This window comes from Amycolatopsis sp. NPDC021455 (assembly GCF_040640995.1).
In the GTDB taxonomy this organism is placed as follows: Bacteria; Actinomycetota; Actinomycetes; order Mycobacteriales; family Pseudonocardiaceae; genus Amycolatopsis.
Genome location: NZ_JBFACT010000012.1, coordinates 33302 through 54145 on the forward strand (window position 1 = coordinate 33302; position 20844 = coordinate 54145).

Below are 20844 nucleotides of genomic sequence, written 5' to 3' on the forward strand. Positions count from 1 at the left end.
CACGCCGCGCAATTATGGCGTCAACGCCTGAACCCGCGCCACGCGAAGGTGCGGCGACGACCGTCGAGGGTCTGGCGCACCATGGCCTTGGTTATGTCGTGCCGGCCCCGATCGTAGTAGATCGTGGCGTACACCTCCTCCGGTGTGAACCGGGGATGCTCGGCGGCCACCTCGAGGATGTATCGGACCTTGGCGTCGTCGAGCCCGGGATCCGGTGCCGAGCCACGGCGCCGAGGCGGCCGGTCAGGGCCGTCACCTGAATTTTCGAAATAGACCACCCCGCACCTCCAAGCCCCACCTGATGACTCGACGTTAGAAATGCGGAACGTTGCGGGTCTATGACCGATAGTGCGCGACCGTGACCGTGCGCTGGCGGATTCCTGTCCCGCCCTAAGCTGTCGGCTGCCGTTCCGGCCAGCGGCCGGGCGGCTACCGGGGAGGTGCAGGGACACGGTGACCGTTCACGTCGCGGTCCTGGACCCCTTGCCAATGTTCCGGCACGGCGTCGCTGCGGCATTGTCGAGTCTGGGGCACGTCGTGGAGGAGCCCGCGGACGCCGCCGGCTGGTTACGCGAGCGTCCGGACGGGATCGTGCTGCTGACGCTGCACTCCGCCGAGGACCTGGACCGGCTGACCGCGCTGTGCCGACTGCGGCCGCGCCCGCTCGTGGTCGCGCTGCCGTCAGGCGAAGTTCCCGCGCTCGGTGTGCGAGCCGTACGGGCCGGCGCCCGGTCTGTGCTGGCGCGCGCGGCGACGGTGCCGGTTCTTCAGCGCGCGGTGTCCGCCACTCTCGAAGGCGAGGTGGTCATGCCAGCCGAGGTGGCGGATCTTCTGCTGGCCGAAGGCGACCTCCGACCCGCGCGCCGCCCGGCTCCCCCGGCACAGCAGGTCACTTGGTTGCGGCGGCTCGCCCAGGGCTGGACCGTGGCCCGGCTGGCCTCGGATGCCGGCTACTCCGAGCGGGCGATGTACCGGCTGCTTCACACGCTCTACGACCAGCTCGGCGTCCGCGGCCGGCTGGAGGCCATCATCCTTGCCCACGAGGAGGGCTGGTTCGGAGGCTAACCGGTGCGGCCCGGCCGGATGCGCGCGAGTCCCCTGAGCACAGGCTCGAGACGCGGGTCACCATCGGCCAGCGTCTCCACCATGAACCTCACCCGCCCGTCCAGCCCCGGCGTCCGCTCGGCGGGTTCCGGGCGAGCCCGCGCGAACGCCTCCAGTGCGGCCTCAGGCGCCATCTCGCCGAGGAGGACGGAGTGGCATCGGGCGATGCCGGTGAAGTCCCAGGCCGGGAGATCGCCGCTGTCGGCCCGGGTCCGCCCGCTCGTCTCCTCGCGCAGTTGCCGGAAGAGATCCCGTGCGGTGCCCGGCAGCCGGCAGCGGTGGGCGATGATCGCCCGCAGGGCGAGCTCCACGGTGTCCCGACCGGCCAGCCGGTACCGGGCCATCTCCTCGATCGCCCGATGCGCCGCCGGAAAGTCGTCCAGGTGCACATGCGCGAGGGCCAGGGTGGTGAGCGACCGCCTCAGCTCGGCCGGAAGCCGGTGATCGCGCGCGAGCTCCACGGCCTGCCCGGCCGCCGACCGTGCCTCGTGGTACCGGCCCTCGTACAGATGCAGATCGGCCGTCGAGGTGAGCAGTTCCGCCTGGGCCGATGGGTGGGGCCGGGCCAGGACGAGTTCTCCGCACCGCCCGAGCATCGTCAAGGCGTCCGGAAAGCTGCCGAGTTCGGCGTACCACCGCGTTAGCCTCAGTGCAACGTCCAACGCCAGTCGGGGCGCGGACTGCCAAGCGGCTTCATAAGCCTCCCGGGCGTCGGCGAGCGCACGCCCGTACCTGCCGAATCGCCGCCGGCAGTCGGCGAGGCCGATCAGCGCGGCGGCCCGGTCACCGCCGCCGTCGTCATCGTCCTCACTGGCCAGTGCGAGCGCCCACCGATAGTTCTCTTCGGCCTCGGTGAGCCGGTCCTGGTCCCGGAACATGGTGCCTATGCCGATGTAGATTCGGCGCAGTGCCTCACGGTCCTGGTCCTGCTTCGCGATGGTGAGTGCGGACTCGTAGGCTGGTAGCGCCGACCGGGTGTCGCCGCCGGACGAGTAGATCTTGCCCAGCGCGGCGAGGTTCATCATCTCACCCTCGCGGTCGTCCCCGAGCCGGCCTCGTACTGCTTCCCGCTGAACGCGCAGTTCCATGCCACTGCTCCAGACACGCACCAGTTCGTCTGTCGCGTCGATGACACTGTGAGCGATGTCGTGCAGCCCGGCCCGGAGCCAGACCTCGATGCGGGCGAAATGGATATCCAGATCCGCCATGCCGTGGACGTCGTCGTCATCCTTCTGCATCGTCTCCAGCACCCCCGCGGCCCGGACCAGGAGGCTCTGCCGACCGGGGGACTCCTCGCCTGAGTATCCGAGGATCGCCTCGAGTTCACTTTTCCGCACACCCCAGCGCCCGTCCCTATATACCAGGACGAGGCGTGCCGCGACGAGCGCTCGCAGGGCGGGCTCCACCCGCGCCGCGGGCAGGTACGGTCCCAGTACGGTGACGACGGCGTCGGTCCGCACCGGGACGCCCAGCGCTGCGAGCCCCTTCGCCACCAGGCTCTGTTCGGCGGGCAACTGGTCGATGAGCCGGTTCGTCAGACTCCAGTGCACCTCGCTCGCCGGCATGGCGGACAGCCACGCCCCGGCCTCGTGGGCTGGCACTCCCGGCGGATCGGCGCCGAGCACAGCGTGGAGGAGTTCGGCGAGCCGGGGGTTGCCGTCCAGGCGGCTGTAAACGGTCCGCAGCTGGTCCTCCGGCAACGCGGCAAGGCCGTGCCTGTTGCCGGGATCGAGCCGGGCGAAATGCTCTCTTACCGAGAGCGGCTCGAGTCCTTCGAGGCCGATCCGGCACGCTGTCCCCACCCAGGAAACCCCGGTAGCCGCCCTGGGTACTTGCTGCGTCACGAAGACGACCTTGACGCTGGGGCGCAGCCGGCCTTGCACGGCTTCCAGCGCCAGGTCGAGTTCGGAGTCACGCAAGACCTGCCCGTCGCCGAGCAGGTTCTCCGCCGCGTCGAGCACAATCACCGGCCGGACGCCGCCGGACCGGTCGAGGCCGTCCAAGGCCAGCTCCAAGCGCGCCCGCGCCGATGGACCGGCTATCTGCCCCAGCCCGGGTGGTTCGATGTCCTCGACGAGGGTCGGCACATCGACCTGTCCGTACCGGCCGATGTCGTGCCAGCGGACGGATGACGTCTCGTCGTCGGGGTCCAGCCGGCCCAATTCGGCGAGTGTCTCGCGCACCAGCGCGGTCTTGCCGATCCCGGACGGGCCACTAATCACGACGATGGCGGTGACCTGGTCTTCCAGAGCCGCACGGAGCCGGCGCCTCTGGCCCGTCCGGTCGATGAAGACGGATTCGTCCCCGGTGTGCCTGCGGTTCTCCGGCGCACCGATGACCTTGCCGGCGTCGAAGTCCATCGCGAGGCCGGTGCTCGGGACCTTCGGCCCTAGCAGGACCCGGGTGAGCCGGCACGCCAGTCGCGAGCACCATCGACGTGCCTGCGCTGTGCCCGAGGTGTAAGCGCTATGAAGCATCGCCTGCGCGAGGAGGGACACCCTGAGCTGCTGGTGCCAGTACACCGGATTCCAGTTGTTCCGCTTGGCGAACTCGACGGCCGGTTCACGCAGCGCGTCGATGATCTTCCGCACGTCGCCCGGCATCGCGTCGTCGAGGCGCTCGTCACGGTGGTCGCGTTCGAGATAGGCGAGGAACGCCGACCGGCTGCGTTCGGAAGCAGCGCCGATCTCGCGCCAGCACAGCGAGACCAACAGTGTGGCGAGGTCGCGGCTGAGCGGTGCCTGCGCCTCGTAGGTGGCGAGGTCGATCAACCGGAACTCGGCTGCTTGGACCTGCCCGTTGTCCACCGGCACTAGGATGTTGTCGCCGTGCAGGTCACCGTGCGTCCGGCCAACCAGGCAGTGGATCTCTGCCACGGGCGCGGACGACTCATCGGCGAAGATGTGCCAAGGGTTGGGAAGCAGATGCTTCTCGTCGCGCAGTTTCAGGAACGCGTGCTCGAGCAAGCCATTTCCCTGCGCCCACTCGCGCAGCCATCCACCGGCCCGGAAGCTGTCGTCCAGCTCGGACCGGAGCAGCGCCGCCACAGTTGACGGCTCGTAGTCGTAACGGAGCCCGGCCCACTCCTCCAGCACCTTCGCCCAGACGACTTTGCAGGCTTCGGCGAGATGGTCGACGTCCACTGCTCCCAGCGGATCACCGTTCGCCATCAACTGGCCGACGACGAGAGCGCCATCGGGACACCGGACCGGCGCAAAAGCGGGCTCGACGAGGTGCTGATCGCGGAACTCCGGGGGCGAGTCACGCAGCGCAGCGATGTGGCGCCGGCTCTCCCACCGCTGGCTCGATTGCGCGGATGGACAGTACTTGATCACGCACCACCGCGGGCGCGCCGGTCCGGGGACGTCCGCCAGCACCGCCTTCACCAGTCGTGCTCCGGAGTAGCCACGGGGCAGAGCCTCGATGCTGCCCCGGATCTCGATGCCGTTGTCGTGCAACGACTCGATGATCGCCGACGCGACCGCCGCGTCCTCGAATACCCGGGTGAGCTGTTCCAACGGAGTCATGACCGGGGAAACCGCGCTTCCAGCTCGTGCATCTTGACCTGGAAATCAGCCTTGTCCTGATCGTGATAACGCCGAAAGTACCAAGTCGGCAGGCGTGGCTGAAGCCGCCGCATGTGGTAAAGCGTGTCCTGCACTTGGCGGGCGAAACGCGTCAGCGCCCCCGGTGAGGAGATGATCGGCGACCCGGGCTCGTCGATGACCGTGCGCACCAGCTTGAGGACACGCAGCCGCTCCCGCGTGCTCGCCATCTGGGTGCGGTACATGTCGAGGCTCAGGAGGAGCAGCCCGAGGGAAGGCACGAACCAGCCGGTGACCAGCCGGCTCACAGTCGCGCCGATGGCCAGGGTGACCAGGACACCTACCGCGGACCACGTCATGAGCACACCGAGCACCATCTGGGCGAAGCGAAGCCGGATCCTGGAACCCCAGACCAGGTTCTGCTCCAGGCAGAAGAGCACGTCGTAGGGTTCCGCGGCGTTCGCCACGAGGTAGTAGCTCCGCAATCGTTCTTCGTCGCCCCGGAACCGGCGGCTGAGCCGGCTCACCTCCTCCTCGCCGATGCGATCCCCGACCGCGACGCGGTTCCACGGCAGACCGAGCAGGTCGGCGTCGAACATCTCTTGGAGTGTCGCGGCCATTACCAGATAGCGCTCAGCCCAAGGGGCCATCACCGCCTTGTAGACAGCGGCCCAGAGTGTGCCCCCCACGGCGACGGCAGCCCCGAACGCCGTGCTCGGCCCGGCAAGTAGCCCGGCGACAGCCAAAGCGACGGAGACACCGATACTCACTGCCTGCGCCCGCTGGTTGTAGGTGTGCGTGACGGCGACGGCTTTTAGGAGACGCAGAGCGGCGACGCCGTCCTGCCGGTCGGCGATGCGATGGCTGCTCGTCAATGGCCCTCCCACCCTCGCAGCTCGACGTTCTGAGTGTCACACGCCAGGCATCCCCGGCGGTACCGTCAGTTCGCCGCCACAGGGATGCTCATTTCTCCTCCAGCCCCGCCCGCATCCGCCTGAAGTAGAGCCGCGTGAGCGGGATCGGCGCGAGCGAACCCACCACCACGACGAAGAACATGGGCCACAACAGGTCCAGCAGCAGCAACAGGACGCTGACCGCGACCAGCGTGACGCCCCAGCCGAAGACCGCGATCATGAACCAGCGGACCTTGCGTTCGACCAGTGCCACCTGCTCCGGGTCCTCGGGGACGGGCGCCGCCGCGGGCTGGGGCGCGGCCCGCAGGTTCAGCGCGTAGGCCGGCACGGCGTAGGGCGGCTCGCTCCAGCGGCCGTGCGGGAAGAGCACCACCATGTCGCGGTCGGTGCCGCCGATCCAGGCGCGCCGGTTCGGCTCGTTCTTCAACGGCGCCGCGCCGTGGGTCGACGTGGCCGCGCGCAGCGTGATCCGGGAGCCGTCGCGGTAGTCGACGTGGATGTCCGGCAGGTGCCGGTTCGAGCGCATCGGCTTGTCCGGCACCACGGTCACCGACGCGATCCGCCAGCCGGTGGCGAGGACGGCGCGGTGGCGGCGCCGCCAGTTCACCGCGGCGATGACCGAGAGCACCAGCCCTATTCCCCCGGCGGCCGTCACCATCGGCAGCACCCAGGTCAAGGTCGGGTCGTCGTTGGTCTCGTCCAGCGTGCGCACCCGCGTGGGATCGGCCTTGTCGTAGACGACCGTGATCTGCTGTCCCTGCGTGTACGGCCGTCCGGAGTCCCAGACGATGTCCGCGTACCGGTAACGGTCGCCGACCGGGTACGCCACGTGGATCGTGCCCTCGCTACGGCTTTGCGGGTGGACGCCCAGCACTTCGCCGGTCACGCGCGCCCCGGACTTCAGCAGGTGGTCGGCGGACGCGCTCATCGCGACGAATCCCGCGACCACCCCGGCGAGCACGGCCAGCCAGACGAGCACGAGGCCCACCGAGCGCAGCACCAGCGTCCGCAAGCGCGCGGTCTCGGCGTCGAGGTCGACCTGCCCCTGGCCGTCACGTTCGGCCGGTGCAGGCAGCCAGTGCCCGTGCTCGGCGACCAGCGCGGCGCGTCCCCGGTCGTGGCGCCGCCCGAGCGCGACGCAGCCGAGCATCAGGGCGACGGCCAAGGCGAAGACGAGGATCTCGCCCGTGAGCTCGCCGTCCTCGAAGACGTACCCGGGCGCGCTCAGCGCGTAGATCGTCCCCGCCGCGTCGGCGAGCGCGGCCATGCCGAAAACGATCCCTCCGGCCAGAAAGGCGTTCTGCCACCGGCGATGCTTCGTCGCATCCCGGTCCATCCCCAGCGTCATCGCCTCAGCGTAGACCCGGGAAACCCGCCTTGACCTGCGACAAACCAGACACCGGACGAAGGCAACCCGGCGGCCCCGCCAAGCGTGCAAGAACGTCTTCCGGCGGGAACCCGGCCGGGTTCCCGCCGGAAGGCGTGCTGCGGGCTAGCGCTGCAGCGTCAGGAGGCCCGGCCGCCACGGCAGCTGGTCGTAGGGGCCACCGGCACTGGGGTTCTTGCCCTGGTAGAGCAGCTGCAGGTTGCAGGGGTCGACGGTCATCGTCTGGTCCGGGTTGGTGCGGACCAGGTCACCGTGGCTGATGTCGTTGGTCCAGCTCGCGCCGCTGTTGGCCTTGCCCGCGAAGGGGTTGCTTTCGCTGGCCGCCTGCGGCGTCCACGAACCGCTGAGGCTGCTGGCGGTGAACGACCGGAAGTACCGGCCGCCCGCGCCCATCGCCTCGACGATCATCAGGTACTGGTTCTGGCCCTGGACCTTGTAGACCTGGACGGCTTCGAACAGGTTGGCCTGCGAGTCGCTCATGATCGTCGTGTAGTTCGAGCCGAAGCTGCCCGGGAAGTTCCCGATCGGCATGCTCGCCCGGTAGATCTTGCCGTTGTCACCGGCGAAGAACAGGTACATGTTCGAGCCGTCGGCGATCAGGGTCTGGTCGATCGGGCCGGTGCCGGAGCCGGAGATGCTGCCGGTGAACAGCGGCTGCGGCGAGGACCAGCCGTTGGGGTTGGTGGGGTCGCTCGAGGTGCGGTAGATGAAGGGCCAGGCACCCCACTGGTAGGCCAGCACCCAGATGTTCTTCGGCGCGAAGTAGAACAGCGTCGGCGCGACGGTGCCGGAGTTCATCCCGGTCTGGCCGGCCGAGGCCATGTCGGACCAGTTGGTGAACGGGGTGAAGGCCATCGAGCCGTACGACGATCCCGAGACGTTCGACGCGTAGACGAGGTGCTTGCCGTTGTAGACGACGTTGGTGAAGTCCTTGAGCGAGACCCACCCGTTCTTCGGCTGCGCCAGCGCACCCGTAGAAGACCAGCGGTACGTCGACGGAAGCGAGCAGCCGGTGTTCCCGCCGGTCGTGGTGGTGGTCGTGGTCGGCGGAGTGCCCGACAGGCCCGTCCACTTCTGGTTGCTGCCGCCGTTGCACGTCCAGATCTCCACGGCGGCGCCGTTGCTCGTGGCGGCCCCGGTGACATCCAGGCAGAGCCCGGACTGCACCCCGACTATCGTGCCGTCGGAGTTCACCCGCCACTGCTGGTTGGCTCCACCGTGACAGGTCCAGATCTGCACCTTGGTCCCGGCGGCGGTGGCGCTGCCGGGCACGTCCAGGCACTTGTTGCCGTACACCGTCAGCAGACCGGCCGACGTCGACGTCCACTGCTGGCTCGCCCCGCCCGAGCAGTCGTAGATCTGCAGGGAGGCACCGTCGTTCTGGCTGCCGTTGGTGACGTCGAGACACCGGCTCGAACCGACACCGCGCAGGGCACCGGTGGCATCGGCCAGGGCCGAGTCCGTGACACCGAGCGTCACCGCCAGGGCAACGGTCACGGCCGCGGCACTGAGCACGGCGATCAGGCGGCGGCTGATACTACCTCTGTTCATGACGACCTTCTCCCAGTCAGCTTCGGATCCACTTCCGGTTCCTCCCGCCGTCGCACGGCCAGATCGGCATTCCCGTCAGCGAGCCGACTGTTACCGTTAACACGCGTCCGCGCCAGCGTGGACGTTCCGGAGAAGAGTTGTCAATCAACGCGGCGAGCCGCCCCGAGCCGCGGCCGCCGGGCGCGCGACCTCGCACTTCAAGGCCACGATGATGTGTCTACAAAGGACGAACTGGCGATGTAAGTTACATTTTCGCGCGGGCAGGATGAGGGTGGCCGCACACGGCCCGTCCGCGCCGGCAACCTCAGACGGACGCTCCGGGGCGACGATCACTTGATCGTGATCGAACGGAGACCGATTCCCCGCAACACCGATCGAAAATCCACGACTACCGTTCTGACATCACCGGGTCACCGGCCACGTACTCGCGAAGGGGCAGCCCGGTGAGAGATTTCTACACGACACTGGCCCAAGTACTTCCCTTCCTGATTCTCGCGATCTGCTGGGACTCGAAGTACCTGGATCGCCTGCGGGACCAAGACCGGGAAGGCAAGAAACCGGGGACGAATCGGGGCTACTTCTGGCGGAAGTCCCGCGTCCGGATATTCGGCATCCTCGTCTGCAGTACCACGATCGCCGAAATCGCCGTCGTCTTTTTGGTCCTCGTCGGCGCCATCGCGGACAGTGCCGCCCTTCGCGTGGTTTTGCTGCTGGGCCTTTTCCTCGTTCTGGGAACGTTGCTGACCAGGCTGTGCGTCGACGTCGGCGACGCCACCCGGCGAGGAAAACGCGGTCCGGAAGCCGCCCCGGTACCGCCGCCGCTACCGCCGGCGGGAGATGGCGACACCGATCAGGCAGAGCGCGCCGCCGACGAGTCCGTACACCGAGGGAATCTCGGCCAGCAGCAGCCAGGACAACAACACTGACGCCGCCGGAACGGCGTAGGTCACCGCCGACAGCCGGCCGGCGTCCATGCGGCGCAGCGCGTAGGCCCACGCCGTGAACCCGATCGCCGTGGGGAACACGCCGAGGTAGCCGGCGCCGAGCACCGCGGGCGTGGCAGCCACCCGCAGCTCGCCGGCCAGCTGCGGCGCCCAGGGCAGCAGGACCACGGTGGCGACGACACAGCCGAGCCAGATCGCGGTGAGCCCGTCGACGTGGCGCAGGGCGACCTTCTGGATCATGACGCCCGCGGCGTAGAGGGCGGCGGCCAGCAAGCACAGCAGGACACCCGCCCAGTCGCGCTGGGCGGTGGCTCCCGTCGCGATGACCGCGGCTCCGCCCAGCGCGACGAGCGAGCCGACGATGAGAGAGCGCGAGAAGCCTTCGCCGAGAAGCTTCCCGGCGGCGACGGCGACGAGCAGCGGCGCGAGGTTGACCAGCAGCGCCGCGGTCCCCGCGTCGACGTGTTGCTCCCCGGCGTTGAGGGCCACGGTGTAGCCGGCGAGCCAGACCACGGCGTAGGCCCCGACCAGCAGGAACGCCTTGCGCGGCAACCGGACGCGGACCGGCCGCCGGGCCAGCACGATCGCCGTGAGGGTGACAGCCGCGACGGCGTGCCGCAGCAGCGCCAGCGGCCCCGGGGACAGCGCGTGCCCGATGCCGCGGATGGCGACGAAGGACGAACCCCACAGCACCACCGCGAGCCCGGCGGCGGCCGCGATCTTGCCGATGTCGGTCTTGCTGGGGCCGGCGGGCCGGATGGTCTCGACTAGATCGGTCACCGCAGCATCGTCACCCACCAGATCTGTACAGCACAAGCGATTAATTGTGGACATTTGTTAAGCAGCTCTGTACATTCGTCTCATGCTGGACATCCCGCGGCTCCGGGTCCTGCGCGCGGTGATCGCGACGGGTTCGATCCGGGCGAGCGCCTCCTCGCTCGGTTACACACCGTCCGCGGTGAGCCAGCAGCTCGCCGCGCTGCAACGGGAGACCGGGCTGCGGCTGTTCGAACGATCCGGGCGCGGCATCGAGCCCACGGCGGCCGGCCGGACCCTGGCCGCCGAGGCCGAGACGTTGTTCGAGGCCTTCAGCCGGGTCGAGCGGGTGGTCGGCGACCTGCGCGCCGGCCGGGTCGGCAGCCTGTCGATCGGCTACTTCGGCTCGGCCGGGGCGACCTGGCTGGCGCCGACCGTCGCCACGCTGCGCGCCGAGTTCCCGGACCTGCGGCTGGACCTGCTGCTGACCGAGTTCACCCCGGGCGACCCGGACCTGGACATCTTCGTGGAGGAGACGGGCGTCGAGCGCTCCGGTGACGTCGAGGTACGCAGGCTCGCCGACGATCCCTACCTCGCCGTCGTCCGCGTCGACGACCCCCTCGCCGCGCTGCCGCAGGTACCGCTGGCGGACCTCGCCCAGCGGCATTGGGTGGACAACGACCTCCGCGAGGGGCCGTGCCGCCAGGTGCTCCTCAACGCCTGCGCGCAAGCCGGGTTCTCCCCGGGTTTCGTGGTGGAAACCCATGACTACCGGACCGCGATGTCTTTTGTGGCCACGGGAATCGGCCTGACGGTGGTACCGGAACTCGGCATCGGCGAGCTGCCGGAGGACCTGACGACGGTCAAGCTGGTGGCCCCCGCCCCGGTCCGGCACCTCAGCCTGGCGGTGAAGAAGTCGATCGCGCGGCACCCCGCCGCCCGGCGCGCGATCGAGCTGCTGGAAGGCCTGGTCCGCGCGGGCTAACGCGCTTCTCGACGGATCACGCGGTAACGCAGATGGGTGACGCCACGGCCTTCGAGCCGGCGGACGAGCTCGAGTTCGACGTGGCCGAGCCCGGTCGGCTCGAACAACCGCCGCCCGTCACCCAGCAGCACGGGGACCAGGTGCAGTTCCAGTTCGTCGAGCTGACCTGCCGCCAGCAGCGCCTGTGCGGCGCCCGCGCCGTGGACCAGCACGGCTCGATCTCCCGCTGCCTCCCGGGCCTCCTCGGCACACGCGTCGACGTCGGTGTAGAACTTCGCGCTGCCCGGCGGCACATCGGCCGGATCGATGTCGTGGGTGAGCACGTGGATCGGCACACCGTCGTGGTGGTCGCCGTTCCACCGCTTGGCCAGCTCGAACGTCCGGCGCCCGGATATCACCGCACCGGTCGAAGAGGCCTCGGCGTACACCTGCCCGTTGATGCCTTCGGACATCCGGTCGTCGAGCCAGTCGAACAACCGCCCGCCGTCGCGGCCGAGCTCCTGCCCCGGCCGATCCTCCGGCCCGGCGATGTACCCGTCGACCGACACCGACATGTAAAGCCGCAGTGGCGTCCTGGCCATCGTCGATTCCCTTCCTCAGTTGCGGTCCTTGGCCGGCCCCTCGCGAAGCCGCGCTCACCCATGCGTCGATCGCCCGGCAGCGGAATCGACAGCCGGTCCGGGATTCGGCCGGGCAGGACATGCCGCCGGGCACCCGGAACCGACTTCGAGGCACCTGAACAGGCTTGATCCGCATGGCGAACCGGTCCTACCCTTCAGCGTCGATGACTGCCGAGGAGGACCCTTGCGAGGCGCGAACCGCAACCGTGGCCACCTGTCGGTCATCTCCTGCGCACTGTCCGCCGGCCTGCTGGCCGCGACGAGTCCCGCGGCCGAGGCCGCGCCGGCACAAGCAGCGCAGTACTCCCCCGGCGCCCCCAGCGCCGGGGATCCGTATTTCCCCGACATGGGCAACGGCGGCTACGACGTCGGCCACTACGACATCCGGCTGGCGTTCAGCCCCGAAACCGGAGCGATCGACGCGACCACGACGATTCTCGCCACGGCCACCCAGAACCTCTCCCGCTTCGACCTGGATTTCCAGGGGCCGCTGACGATCAGCAGGCTCTCGGTGAACGGCCTGAACGCCGCCTTCACCCGCAGCGGTGCCCAGGAGCTGGTGATCACCCCGCCGTATGGGCTGCGGCAGGGCAGCGCGTTCGTCGTCTCGGTGACCTACTCGGGCGTCCCGCGGAAGGTCGACGACCCCGCGCTGGGCCTCTCCGGCTGGATCGCCACCAAGGACGGCGCGGTCGCGCTCAACCAGCCGATCGGCGCGGCGACCTACTACCCGGTGAACGACACCCCCGACGACAAAGCCACCTACACCCAGACCATCACCGTGCCGACCGGGCTCACCGTGCTGGCCAACGGCGAACCCGGGCCCACGACCACGCACGATCACCAGACCACGTTCCGCTGGTCCATGAACCGGCCGATGGCCAGCGAGCTGAGCATGATCGCGATCGGCGACTACGACGTCACCCGGGGCGTGACGGCCGACGGCCTGCCGGACATCACCGCGATCGGCAGGTCGATCGACACCCGGCCCGGTCAGGGCAGGGCGTTCAACCAGACCACGGCGCAGCTCGTCCGCTGGGAATCCTCGTTGTACGGGCAGTACCCGTTCGATTCGACCGGCGGCATCCTCGCCGACGTCGGCGTCGGCTACGCCCTCGAGACACAGAGCCGCCCGGTCTACGACCGCAAGACCAGCGAGGTCGCCGGTGACCTGCTCGCCCACGAACTCGGCCACCAGTGGTTCGGCGACAGCCTCACCCCGGCGCACTGGTCGGACATCTGGCTCAATGAAGGCTTCGCGACCTATTCGGAGTGGCTCTACCAGGAGAAGTTCAACAACGTCCCCGTGCGACAGACCTTCGCGAAGGTCTACGCCGGCGAGAAGGACTGGAGCGGCGAAGTCGCCGACCCCGGACGTGACCACATCTTCGACGACCTGGTCTACAACCGCGGCGCGATGACACTGCAGGCGCTGCGCACGAAGATCGGCGACCGCGACTTCTTCCGAGTGCTCACCCTGTGGCCCACGGCTCACCGGTACGGCAATGTTTCGACGCCGCAATTCATCCGGTTCGTCGAGCGGCTGACCAACCGCAACCTCGAATCGTTGTTCCACGCCTGGCTCTACCAGCCGGGCAAGCCGGCACTCTGACCAGCCATCCTCTTCTCGCGCGCAGCGGTCAGGCCGGCTGCGGTTTCGATTGCGGGACGAAGGCGGGCAGTGCGCCGAGGCTGTGGCTCACGGCTTCGGCGCCGTACTCGAACATCTGCCGCTCGTAGTCGCCCACCGCGCGCAGGAGGTTCCGGCGGCCCTCGGCGACGTCGGTCAGGCACCGGCACAGCAGGTCGGCGTCGCGCAGGGCGGTGTTCGCGCCGTTGCCACCGGTCGGCGAGGTGGCGTGGATCGCGTCACCGAGCAGCGTGACCGGACCGGGCGACCAGCGCTCGCCTGGCCGGACCACCCGGATGGACAGCAGGGCACTGTTGTCCGGGTCGCCCTGCTCGAGCAGCGCCCGCAGGTCCTGATGCCAACCGTCCATCATGGACAGTGCCGCCTCCCGCGGATTATCGGCCTCGCGCGAACCGCCGGGTGGCAGGATCATGGCCCAGCGCACGTAGTCGCGGACATCCGGAAGGGTCACTTCGGGTGCCAGCCGCCCGGCCGCTTCCTTCGGTGGGGTACGGAACCGCATCGCACCGAGCAGCAGGCTCACCCCGTCGCCGGCGATCTTCGAGCCGAAGGCACGGGACAGTCCGGCGAAGCGCTCGGTCAGCGGGGTGCGGCCGATGACGAACCGGACGCCGGTGTCGGTCGGGACAGTCCGCGGGGAAAGCACCGCGCGGACCGCGGAGCTCACCCCGTCCGCCCCGACGAGCAGATCGGCGGTGGCCGGGGCGCCATGGCCGAACCGCGCTCGGACCGTGCCGTCGTCCAGCACGTCGTAGCCGGTCAGCGCGGCTCCGGTGCGCACGGTGAGCCCGGTCAGCAGCAGGTGCCGGAGCACGTGCCGGTCGACCACGATCCCGGTCCTGCCGGGGCCGAGCTCACCGATCCGGTTCAGCCGCGGGTCCAGGATCAGCCGCTCGCCGTAGGCGTCACCGACGATCGCGTCCAGCAGCGGGTGCCAGCGCGGCGGCAGGCAACCGCGCAACGCGTCGAACCCGGCCGGGTTCAGCACGAGCCGATAGCCCTGGAACCGCGCGGTGATCGCCTGGTCCCGCTCGAAGACGTCGGCCTCGATGCCGGCCTGGCGCAGGCCCTGCGCCAGGCACAGACCTCCCAGACCGGCCCCGACCACGGAAACTCGCATCCCAACCTCCGGAACGAACTAAGTTCTTCTCAACGAACTAAGTCCTACTCGACGAACTTAGTTCGGGTCAAGCTATAGTGACGGCATGGCCTCCGATCCCCGGCAACGCCGCGCCGCGCGGCACGCGCGACCCAGCGGAGATCCCGCGGCACCCGCACCGGGCCGGAAACCCATCACGGTCGACCGGATCACCGACGCCGCCCTGCAGGTCGTGGCCACCGAGGGCTACGACGCCCTGACCATCCGCCGGGTCGCCGCGGTCCTCGGCACCGGGCCGTCGTCGCTGTATGCGCACATCGTCAACAAAGACGACATCGACGACCTCCTCGTCGGCCGGATCTGCGCCGGGATCGTGCTGCCCGAACCGGACCCGGCGACGTGGCGCGAACAGATTCTCGACGTGTACGCGCAACTGCGCGACCAGTACCTGAAATACCCGGGGGTTTCCCGCGCCGCACTGGGCATGGTCCCCACCAACCTCGACGCACTGCGAGTGCGTGAAGGGCTACTGGCCATCCTGCTGGCCGGCGGAATCGCGCCGCAGACCGCGGCCTGGGTGCTCGATGCGTTGTCGCTCTACGTCAGTGCCTACGCGCTGGAGCAGTCGTTGGTGCGGCAGCGGCGGAAACACCCGGACCACGAATGGGTCCTCAGCCGCGAGGAACTGCTGGACCGGTTCACCGCATTGCCGGCCGACACGTTTCCCCACACCCGGCGTCATGCGGCCGAGCTGACCTCCGGCACCGGCCACGACCGGTTCGAGTTCACCCTCGCCCTGTTCATGGAGAACCTCACCCGCCTCCGGCCGCCACCGGTGCCCGGCACCGCCGTGTGAACACTCCGTCGGACGACCACTGGGACCAACCCGTCAACGAAAAGTACGCTGAACGCCGTGCCGCGCTGTGGCTCTACAAGTACTGCACCGGAGAGCTCCCACCCCGGGGAGGCGGAACTGGATGGGTGGGAGGTCGAGCTCTACTGAGCAAAGCGAGGCACCGCCGTCGAAGGACCAGGTGGTGGCCGAAGACGACGATCGTCCGCGTGGACCCGCGAATGTCACGCGCCGAGAAGCCACCGGTTAGCCTCCAGTGATGGATGTCCACCTGCTGTGGCACGTCGGTCATGCCCGTCACCTCGATGGCTCACCGACGCGGCACTTCGACCAGGACGGTCACCTCGCCTGGGACGAACAGGACGGCGACGACGTCAAGCTGCTCGGCGTGTACTCCACCCGGCAACGGGCCGAAGAACGCATCCGTGCCGCACGGGGCCTTCCCGGATTCCGCGACGACCCCGACTGCTTCCTCATCAGCAACCACCGGGTGGACGAGGACGACTGGCCGGAGGGATACCACCGCTTCTCCGTCCCCGACCACGCCCCTGAGCCGCTCCAGTAGATCACGACCTTCCCATCCCACGGTCACACGCTCATGCCGGCGTGAGTGGGTCCCGGTGCCGGGTCACCGGGACCCACCCGGCCGCTGGGGTCAGCGGTCCATCAGAGCGAAGACGCCCCAGCCGAGGTATTCACGTTGGTACCTGGCGTGGCGCGCCGGAGCGGTGGCGAGTTCCGCGCGCATCTGCCCGGCCAGCTCGTCTTCGGGATGTGCGTCCAGCCAGCGGCGGATGTTGAGCCACTGAGCCGCCACGTAGCGGTCCCAGCTGTCCTGGTCCGCCAGGACCATCTCCACGACGTCACAACCCAGCTCCCCGAACTGCTCCAGCAGTTCCGGGAGGGCGCGGAAGTCGTCTTCACTGGTGGCGTGACAGCCTTCGACCGTGGCCTGGTCCGGGGGCTCCCTGCGCCAGTACGGTTCGCCGATCAGCATCACGCCGCCGGGGCGGAGGCTGCGCCGGAGCAGCTCCACGGTGCCGGCGACGCCACCTCCGATCCAGGTCGCACCGAGGCACGACCCGATGTCGACCGGGTCGTCGGCGACGTGGCCGGACGCGTCACCACGGGTGAAAGCGACCTGTCCGGCGACCTCCAGTTCGATCGCCCGTGCCCGGGCCTTCGCCAGGAACACGGTGCTGATGTCGACGCCGGTTCCAGTGATGCGGTGATCGCGGGCCCAGGTGCACAGCAGCTCGCCCGAACCACAGGCCAGGTCGAGCACCCGGGTGCCGGGCGGCGGGTCCAGTGCCTCGCCCAGGTCGGCCAGTTTCCGGCTGGTGAGCGGGTTGTGGATGCGGTGGCCGCTCTCGCGGATGGTGAAGCTACGGGGTAGATCCACTTCGGGGGTTCCTCACGTCCAAGGGGTGGTGCACGTTGCTCGGCGCTGGGGCTACCCGGACATTCATGAAATGCACCTCTTCGGACGGAAGGCCGGACGGTTCGACGGAAGGCTAGGCGGGTCACCCGTGCCGGTCCACCGGTTATCGCGCCCGGTGCGGTGGGTCCTTTGTAGACGAGTCACGCCAGCACGATCGCGAGGCGGCCTGTTCCGGAGTGCGGCTCCTGTTCTAGGGTGAACGCATGATTCTGCGGCGTACCCTGCTCGCGGCGGTGGCCTTGGGCGCGGCGATCGTCACCGGCTGCTCCTCGGGCGGCGGCACGTCGCTGCCCGACGCCGGTGGCCTGCTCAAGGACAGCGCGACGGCCGCGGGCGGCGTCACCAGCACGCACTTCACCCTCAAGGTCAACGGCACCGTGCCGGGCCTGAGCGTGCACAGCCTCGACGGCGACCTGACCAAGGCCAACGGCGGTGGTGCGAAGGGCACCGGCACGCTGGAGCTGATGGGCCAGGTCGTCGACGCCCAGTTCGTCCTGGTGGACGGCTCGCTGTACATCAAGGGGCCCACCGGCGGGTTCCAGCGGATCCCCGCGATGCTGAGCTCCTCGATCTACGACCCGTCCGCCATCCTCGACCCGCAGCGCGGCATCCCGAAGGTGCTGTCCTCGGTCCAGGGCCCGAAGACCGACGGGCAGGAAGACGTCGGCGGCACGCCGACCTACCGCGTCACCGGAACGGTGCCGAAGGACGCGCTGGCCGCCCTGGTGCCAGGGGTGTCCTCGGACGCGAACGCCACCTTCTGGCTCCGCCAGGACGGCGGCCACCTGCCGGTCAAGGCTTCGCTCGGGTACCAGGGCGGTGGCAGCGTGGACGTGACGCTGTCCGACGTGGACAAGCCGGTCACCGTGACCGCGCCGGCGTGACCGGGCTGACCGGCTCGCGCGGTGGCCGCGCGCTCGCGGTCGGTGCCGGCGGTCTCGCCGTGCTGCTCGGCGCGCTGGACACCTATGTCGTCGTCGGCCTGCTGCGGCAGATCATCGACGACCTGAGCATTCCGGTGAACCGGCTGGAGATCGTCACGCCGGTCATCACCGGCTACCTGCTCGGCTACGTGGCCGCGATGCCGCTGCTCGGCCAGGCCTCCGACCGGTTCGGCCGCAAGCTGCTGCTGCAGGCCTGTCTCGGCGGTTTCCTCGCCGGGTCGGTCGTCACCGCGCTGGCCGGCACGGTGCCGGTACTGGTCGTGGGCCGGGTGATCCAGGGAACCGCCGGGGGCGCACTGCTTCCGGTGACCCTCGCGCTGGCCGCGGACCTGTGGCCGGGGAACCGCCGCTCCGCCGTGCTGGGAGCCGTCGGCGCCGCGCAGGAGCTCGGCAGCGTGCTCGGGCCGCTGTACGGCATCGGGCTGGCCGCCGCGACCGGCTGGCGCGGCGTGTTCTGGGTGAACGTCCCGCTGACCGTGCTGGCCGCCGTCGCGGTGCAGGTTTCCGTGCGGGGCGGCAAACCCGCCGTGCGGCCGCGCGTGGACCTCGGTGGTGTCCTGCTGCTCGCGCTCACGCTGGCGTTGCTCGTCATCGGCCTGGACAATCCGGATCCGCGCGAGCAGGTGCTGCCGCCGTGGGGCGTGCCGTTCCTGGTCGGCGCCGGGATCGGCCTGGTCGCGTTCCTCTGGTGGGAGTCGCGCGCCGAGGTCCGGCTCGTCGACACGGCGAACGTGGCACTGCGGCCGTTCCTCGCCGCACTCGGGACGAGCGTCGCCGCCGGGGCGGCGTTGATGATCACGCTGGTCGACGTCGACCTGTTCGCGCAGACATTGCTCGGCCGCGACGACGGCGGCAGCGTCGAGCTCCTCCTGCGGTTCCTGGTCGCGCTGCCGGTCGGCGCGCTGCTCGGCGGCCTGCTCGCCACGCGGATCGGCGAACGCTGGATCTGCGGCGCCGGGATGCTGCTCGCGGCCGGCGGCTACCTGCTGATGTCCCGCTGGCCCGCCGACGTTCTCGCGGCCAGGTCCGTCCTGGGACTGCCGCGCCTCGACGTCGACCTGGCGCTGGCCGGACTGGGGCTCGGCTTGGTCATCGCCCCGCTGTCGGCCGTCGCGCTGCGTGCGGTGCCGCGCGCCCAGCACGGCGTCGCGTCGGCCGCGGTCGTGGTCGCGCGGATGACCGGCATGCTGGTCGGCGTCGCCGCCGTGTCCGCCTTCGGCCTGCACTACTTCCACACGCTGACCGCGTCGCTGAACCCGCCGCTCCGGATCCTGTTCCCGTCCCAGCCGGCCTACGACCGGGCCCTCGCCGACTACCTCGGCGCGGTCCGCGAGGCGCTGCTGACCGAATACCGCGCGATCTTCCTGGTCACGTCCGCGGTTTGCCTGGCAGGCGCGGCCGTCGCCGTGACCATCGGCGGCCGGGCGCCCCGGACTGCCATGGAGGGCAGGCCGGGGCGGTAGGAGCGCTTCGGACCTTATTGACCTGGCTGAAGCGTGGCGACCGGGCAGGTCGGCGCGACGTTCCAGCGGTTGCCGGTCGAGACGATCGACGGCGGGAACCCGCCCGGTGCCCGTTGTGAGCACTGCAGCGAGCGAGCGGCGCCGCGTGACGAGTTGAGTGCGACGGTGACGCCGCCGAACGGCTCGGGCCGCGAGTCGAGCCGGATCGCCGCGAAGTAGGGACTCGCGCCGGTCACCGTGTTGCCGGTGATCATCGCGTCCTCGATCGGCCCGGTGATGCCCTGCAGCGTGATCCCGGAACCGTCGGGGGCGGCTTCGGTGAACGTGATGTCGTTGTCGCGAATGCCGATCTGTTGCACCGAGTCGCCGTAGATCGCGTCCGCGTTGCCGTCCGCGACGATCGTGTTGCCGGACACCGTGACCTGGGCCGGGATCCCGCCGCTGTGCGGCGTGATCCGGATGCCCGGACCGGGCACGCCGTGCCGCCGGATGATGTTGCCGGTGATCTTGTCGCGGGTGGCGACGTTCTGCGAGTCGACGACCCCGCCGCCGGTCCCCGCCGTCACGTCGAACGTGTTGCCGGCGACGACGACGTCCTCGGTCCGGTAGGGGGCGAGTCCCTTGCCGCTGAAGGTGTTCCCGGTGATCGTCGCATGCCGGTAGGTCGACAACGCGGCACTGGAGGTCACCCGCGAATCGGCGAAGGAGTTGCCCTCCAGCCGCAGGCCGTCGTCCCAGTCACCGCCGGTGGCTTCCGCGTCGAAGGCGGTGTCGCCGATCTGCTCGCCGAAGTGGTTTCCCAGTACCGCCAGCGAAAACACGTTGCGCTGCACCCCCACCCCGGAGCGCGCGCAGCTGACGAACGACGCGCCCGAGATCGTCACGCGCTTGACCGCCGTGGCCGGGGTGTTGCCGAGCACCCGGACGCAGTCCCCCTTGCGCGCGCCGGGTGCCGGCGGATGGGCGAAGACGACGTCCCGCACCGTGACGTCCGTGACCGGCATCGAGCAGGTTCCGTTCGCCGTCGTGCACACACCGGAGCCGATCGCGATCGCGTGGGTCTGTTCGTCGGTGTTGGTCGCCGCCGAGGTGTCGATCTTCAGCCGTTCCACGGTGACATCGGTCGCTCCCGGGTCGATCGATATCACCGAGACCGCACCGGCCTGCTGGTCTCCCGCCAGTTCGAGCACCGTGCCCGGCCCGGTGCCGCTGAACGTCACGTGCGCTGCGTGCGTGGACAGCGCCGCGACCCGGTCGTAGGAACCCACGGGCGCACGGGTCACCCGCCAGCGCCCGCTGCCGAGGCACACCGTGCCACCACCCGCGTCGCTCGCCGCGTCGATGGCGGCCTGGATCGGCACCCGGTCGTCCGCGGCGTCGTCCGGCACGGCCCCGAAGGAGACGGGGTCGAAGCACCCGCCGGCCCCCGAACCGGCCCTGGACCCGGCCGCCTGGACGGCGACCGCGGTCCCGACCGACGACACGGCGATCGCCATGGTCACCAGCAACACCCGCCGTTTGTTCCGATTCACGCGCTCTCCCGTTCCTGGAAGGGATCCTCGAAAGAGGAGCCGGCTGCCACGTGGC

Annotated in this window: 18 protein-coding genes; 8 read left to right on the forward strand and 10 right to left on the reverse strand. The window is 69.7% G+C overall.

What is annotated here, in order from left to right; genetic code table 11:
* Positions 1–20: 20 nt before the first annotated feature.
* Positions 21–278, reverse strand: a complete 258-nt coding sequence (locus AB0G28_RS17165) for a hypothetical protein (protein ID WP_361089272.1) — start codon at positions 276–278, stop codon at positions 21–23.
* 175 nt (positions 279–453) lie between these two features.
* Between AB0G28_RS17165 and AB0G28_RS17170 the strand changes: the two genes are divergently transcribed.
* Entirely contained in the window at positions 454–1065 is a 612-nt protein-coding gene (locus AB0G28_RS17170) for a DNA-binding response regulator (RefSeq protein ID WP_361089274.1), read from the forward strand.
* Here AB0G28_RS17170 and AB0G28_RS17175 read toward each other — a convergent pair.
* The 4 genes from AB0G28_RS17175 to AB0G28_RS17190 all read right to left on the reverse strand — a co-directional run bounded on the left by AB0G28_RS17175 (position 1062) and on the right by AB0G28_RS17190 (position 8501).
* The gene (locus tag AB0G28_RS17175) at positions 1062–4622 is read right to left on the reverse strand and encodes a tetratricopeptide repeat protein (RefSeq protein WP_361089276.1); all 3561 of its coding nucleotides are present in this window, start codon (positions 4620–4622) and stop codon (positions 1062–1064) included. The genes AB0G28_RS17170 and AB0G28_RS17175 overlap by 4 nt on opposite strands.
* 5 nt (positions 4623–4627) lie before the next feature.
* On the reverse strand, positions 4628–5524 hold the full coding sequence (locus AB0G28_RS17180) for an S-4TM family putative pore-forming effector (protein WP_361089278.1): 897 nt from the start codon (positions 5522–5524) through the stop codon (positions 4628–4630).
* Between the two features lie 88 nt (positions 5525–5612).
* Positions 5613–6911: a DUF3592 domain-containing protein gene (locus tag AB0G28_RS17185; RefSeq protein ID WP_361089280.1), complete on the reverse strand. Its 1299-nt coding sequence runs from the start codon at positions 6909–6911 to the stop codon at positions 5613–5615.
* Positions 6912–7055: 144 nt separating this feature from the next.
* Positions 7056–8501: a non-reducing end alpha-L-arabinofuranosidase family hydrolase gene (locus tag AB0G28_RS17190; RefSeq protein WP_361089281.1), complete on the reverse strand. Its 1446-nt coding sequence runs from the start codon at positions 8499–8501 to the stop codon at positions 7056–7058.
* A 443-nt stretch (positions 8502–8944) separates the two neighbouring features.
* Here AB0G28_RS17190 and AB0G28_RS17195 point away from each other — a divergent pair, with 443 nt between their 5' ends.
* The gene (locus tag AB0G28_RS17195; protein ID WP_361089283.1) at positions 8945–9427 is read left to right on the forward strand and encodes a hypothetical protein; all 483 of its coding nucleotides are present in this window, start codon (positions 8945–8947) and stop codon (positions 9425–9427) included.
* Here the strand turns inward: AB0G28_RS17195 and AB0G28_RS17200 are convergent.
* A complete protein-coding gene (locus tag AB0G28_RS17200; RefSeq protein WP_361089285.1) occupies positions 9323–10225 on the reverse strand; it encodes a DMT family transporter in 903 nt (300 codons plus the stop codon). The two genes, AB0G28_RS17195 and AB0G28_RS17200, sit on opposite strands and share 105 nt — an antisense overlap.
* An 82-nt stretch (positions 10226–10307) precedes the next feature.
* Here AB0G28_RS17200 and AB0G28_RS17205 point away from each other — a divergent pair, with 82 nt between their 5' ends.
* A complete protein-coding gene (locus AB0G28_RS17205) occupies positions 10308–11186 on the forward strand; it encodes a LysR family transcriptional regulator (RefSeq protein ID WP_361089287.1) in 879 nt (292 codons plus the stop codon).
* Here the strand turns inward: AB0G28_RS17205 and AB0G28_RS17210 are convergent.
* Positions 11183–11767: a dihydrofolate reductase family protein gene (locus tag AB0G28_RS17210; RefSeq protein WP_361089289.1), complete on the reverse strand. Its 585-nt coding sequence runs from the start codon at positions 11765–11767 to the stop codon at positions 11183–11185. The genes AB0G28_RS17205 and AB0G28_RS17210 overlap by 4 nt on opposite strands.
* Positions 11768–11990: 223 nt before the next feature.
* On the opposite strand from AB0G28_RS17210, the gene AB0G28_RS17215 reads away from it, so the two are divergent.
* A complete protein-coding gene (locus AB0G28_RS17215; RefSeq protein ID WP_361089291.1) occupies positions 11991–13418 on the forward strand; it encodes a M1 family metallopeptidase in 1428 nt (475 codons plus the stop codon).
* A gap of 28 nt (positions 13419–13446) precedes the next feature.
* Here AB0G28_RS17215 and AB0G28_RS17220 read toward each other — a convergent pair whose 3' ends face one another.
* A complete protein-coding gene (locus tag AB0G28_RS17220) occupies positions 13447–14577 on the reverse strand; it encodes an NAD(P)/FAD-dependent oxidoreductase (RefSeq protein ID WP_361089293.1) in 1131 nt (376 codons plus the stop codon).
* Positions 14578–14662: 85 nt separating this feature from the next.
* Between AB0G28_RS17220 and AB0G28_RS17225 the strand changes: the two genes are divergently transcribed.
* Positions 14663–15412, forward strand: coding sequence for a TetR/AcrR family transcriptional regulator (locus AB0G28_RS17225; RefSeq protein WP_361089295.1), 750 nt, complete (start codon positions 14663–14665; stop codon positions 15410–15412).
* A 256-nt stretch (positions 15413–15668) separates the two neighbouring features.
* The gene (locus AB0G28_RS17230; RefSeq protein ID WP_361089297.1) at positions 15669–15974 is read left to right on the forward strand and encodes a hypothetical protein; all 306 of its coding nucleotides are present in this window, start codon (positions 15669–15671) and stop codon (positions 15972–15974) included.
* A gap of 90 nt (positions 15975–16064) precedes the next feature.
* On the opposite strand, the gene AB0G28_RS17235 is transcribed toward AB0G28_RS17230, so the two are convergent.
* Entirely contained in the window at positions 16065–16811 is a 747-nt protein-coding gene (locus AB0G28_RS17235; protein ID WP_361089299.1) for a methyltransferase domain-containing protein, read from the reverse strand.
* 242 nt (positions 16812–17053) lie between these two features.
* Here AB0G28_RS17235 and AB0G28_RS17240 point away from each other — a divergent pair, with 242 nt between their 5' ends.
* Positions 17054–17734: an LppX_LprAFG lipoprotein gene (locus tag AB0G28_RS17240; protein ID WP_361089301.1), complete on the forward strand. Its 681-nt coding sequence runs from the start codon at positions 17054–17056 to the stop codon at positions 17732–17734.
* Positions 17731–19257, forward strand: a complete 1527-nt coding sequence (locus AB0G28_RS17245) for an MFS transporter (protein WP_361089303.1) — start codon at positions 17731–17733, stop codon at positions 19255–19257. The genes AB0G28_RS17240 and AB0G28_RS17245 overlap by 4 nt, the downstream gene beginning before the upstream one ends.
* A 14-nt stretch (positions 19258–19271) precedes the next feature.
* Here AB0G28_RS17245 and AB0G28_RS17250 read toward each other — a convergent pair whose 3' ends face one another.
* Entirely contained in the window at positions 19272–20789 is a 1518-nt protein-coding gene (locus tag AB0G28_RS17250; RefSeq protein ID WP_361089305.1) for a right-handed parallel beta-helix repeat-containing protein, read from the reverse strand.
* Positions 20790–20844: the final 55 nt, after the last annotated feature.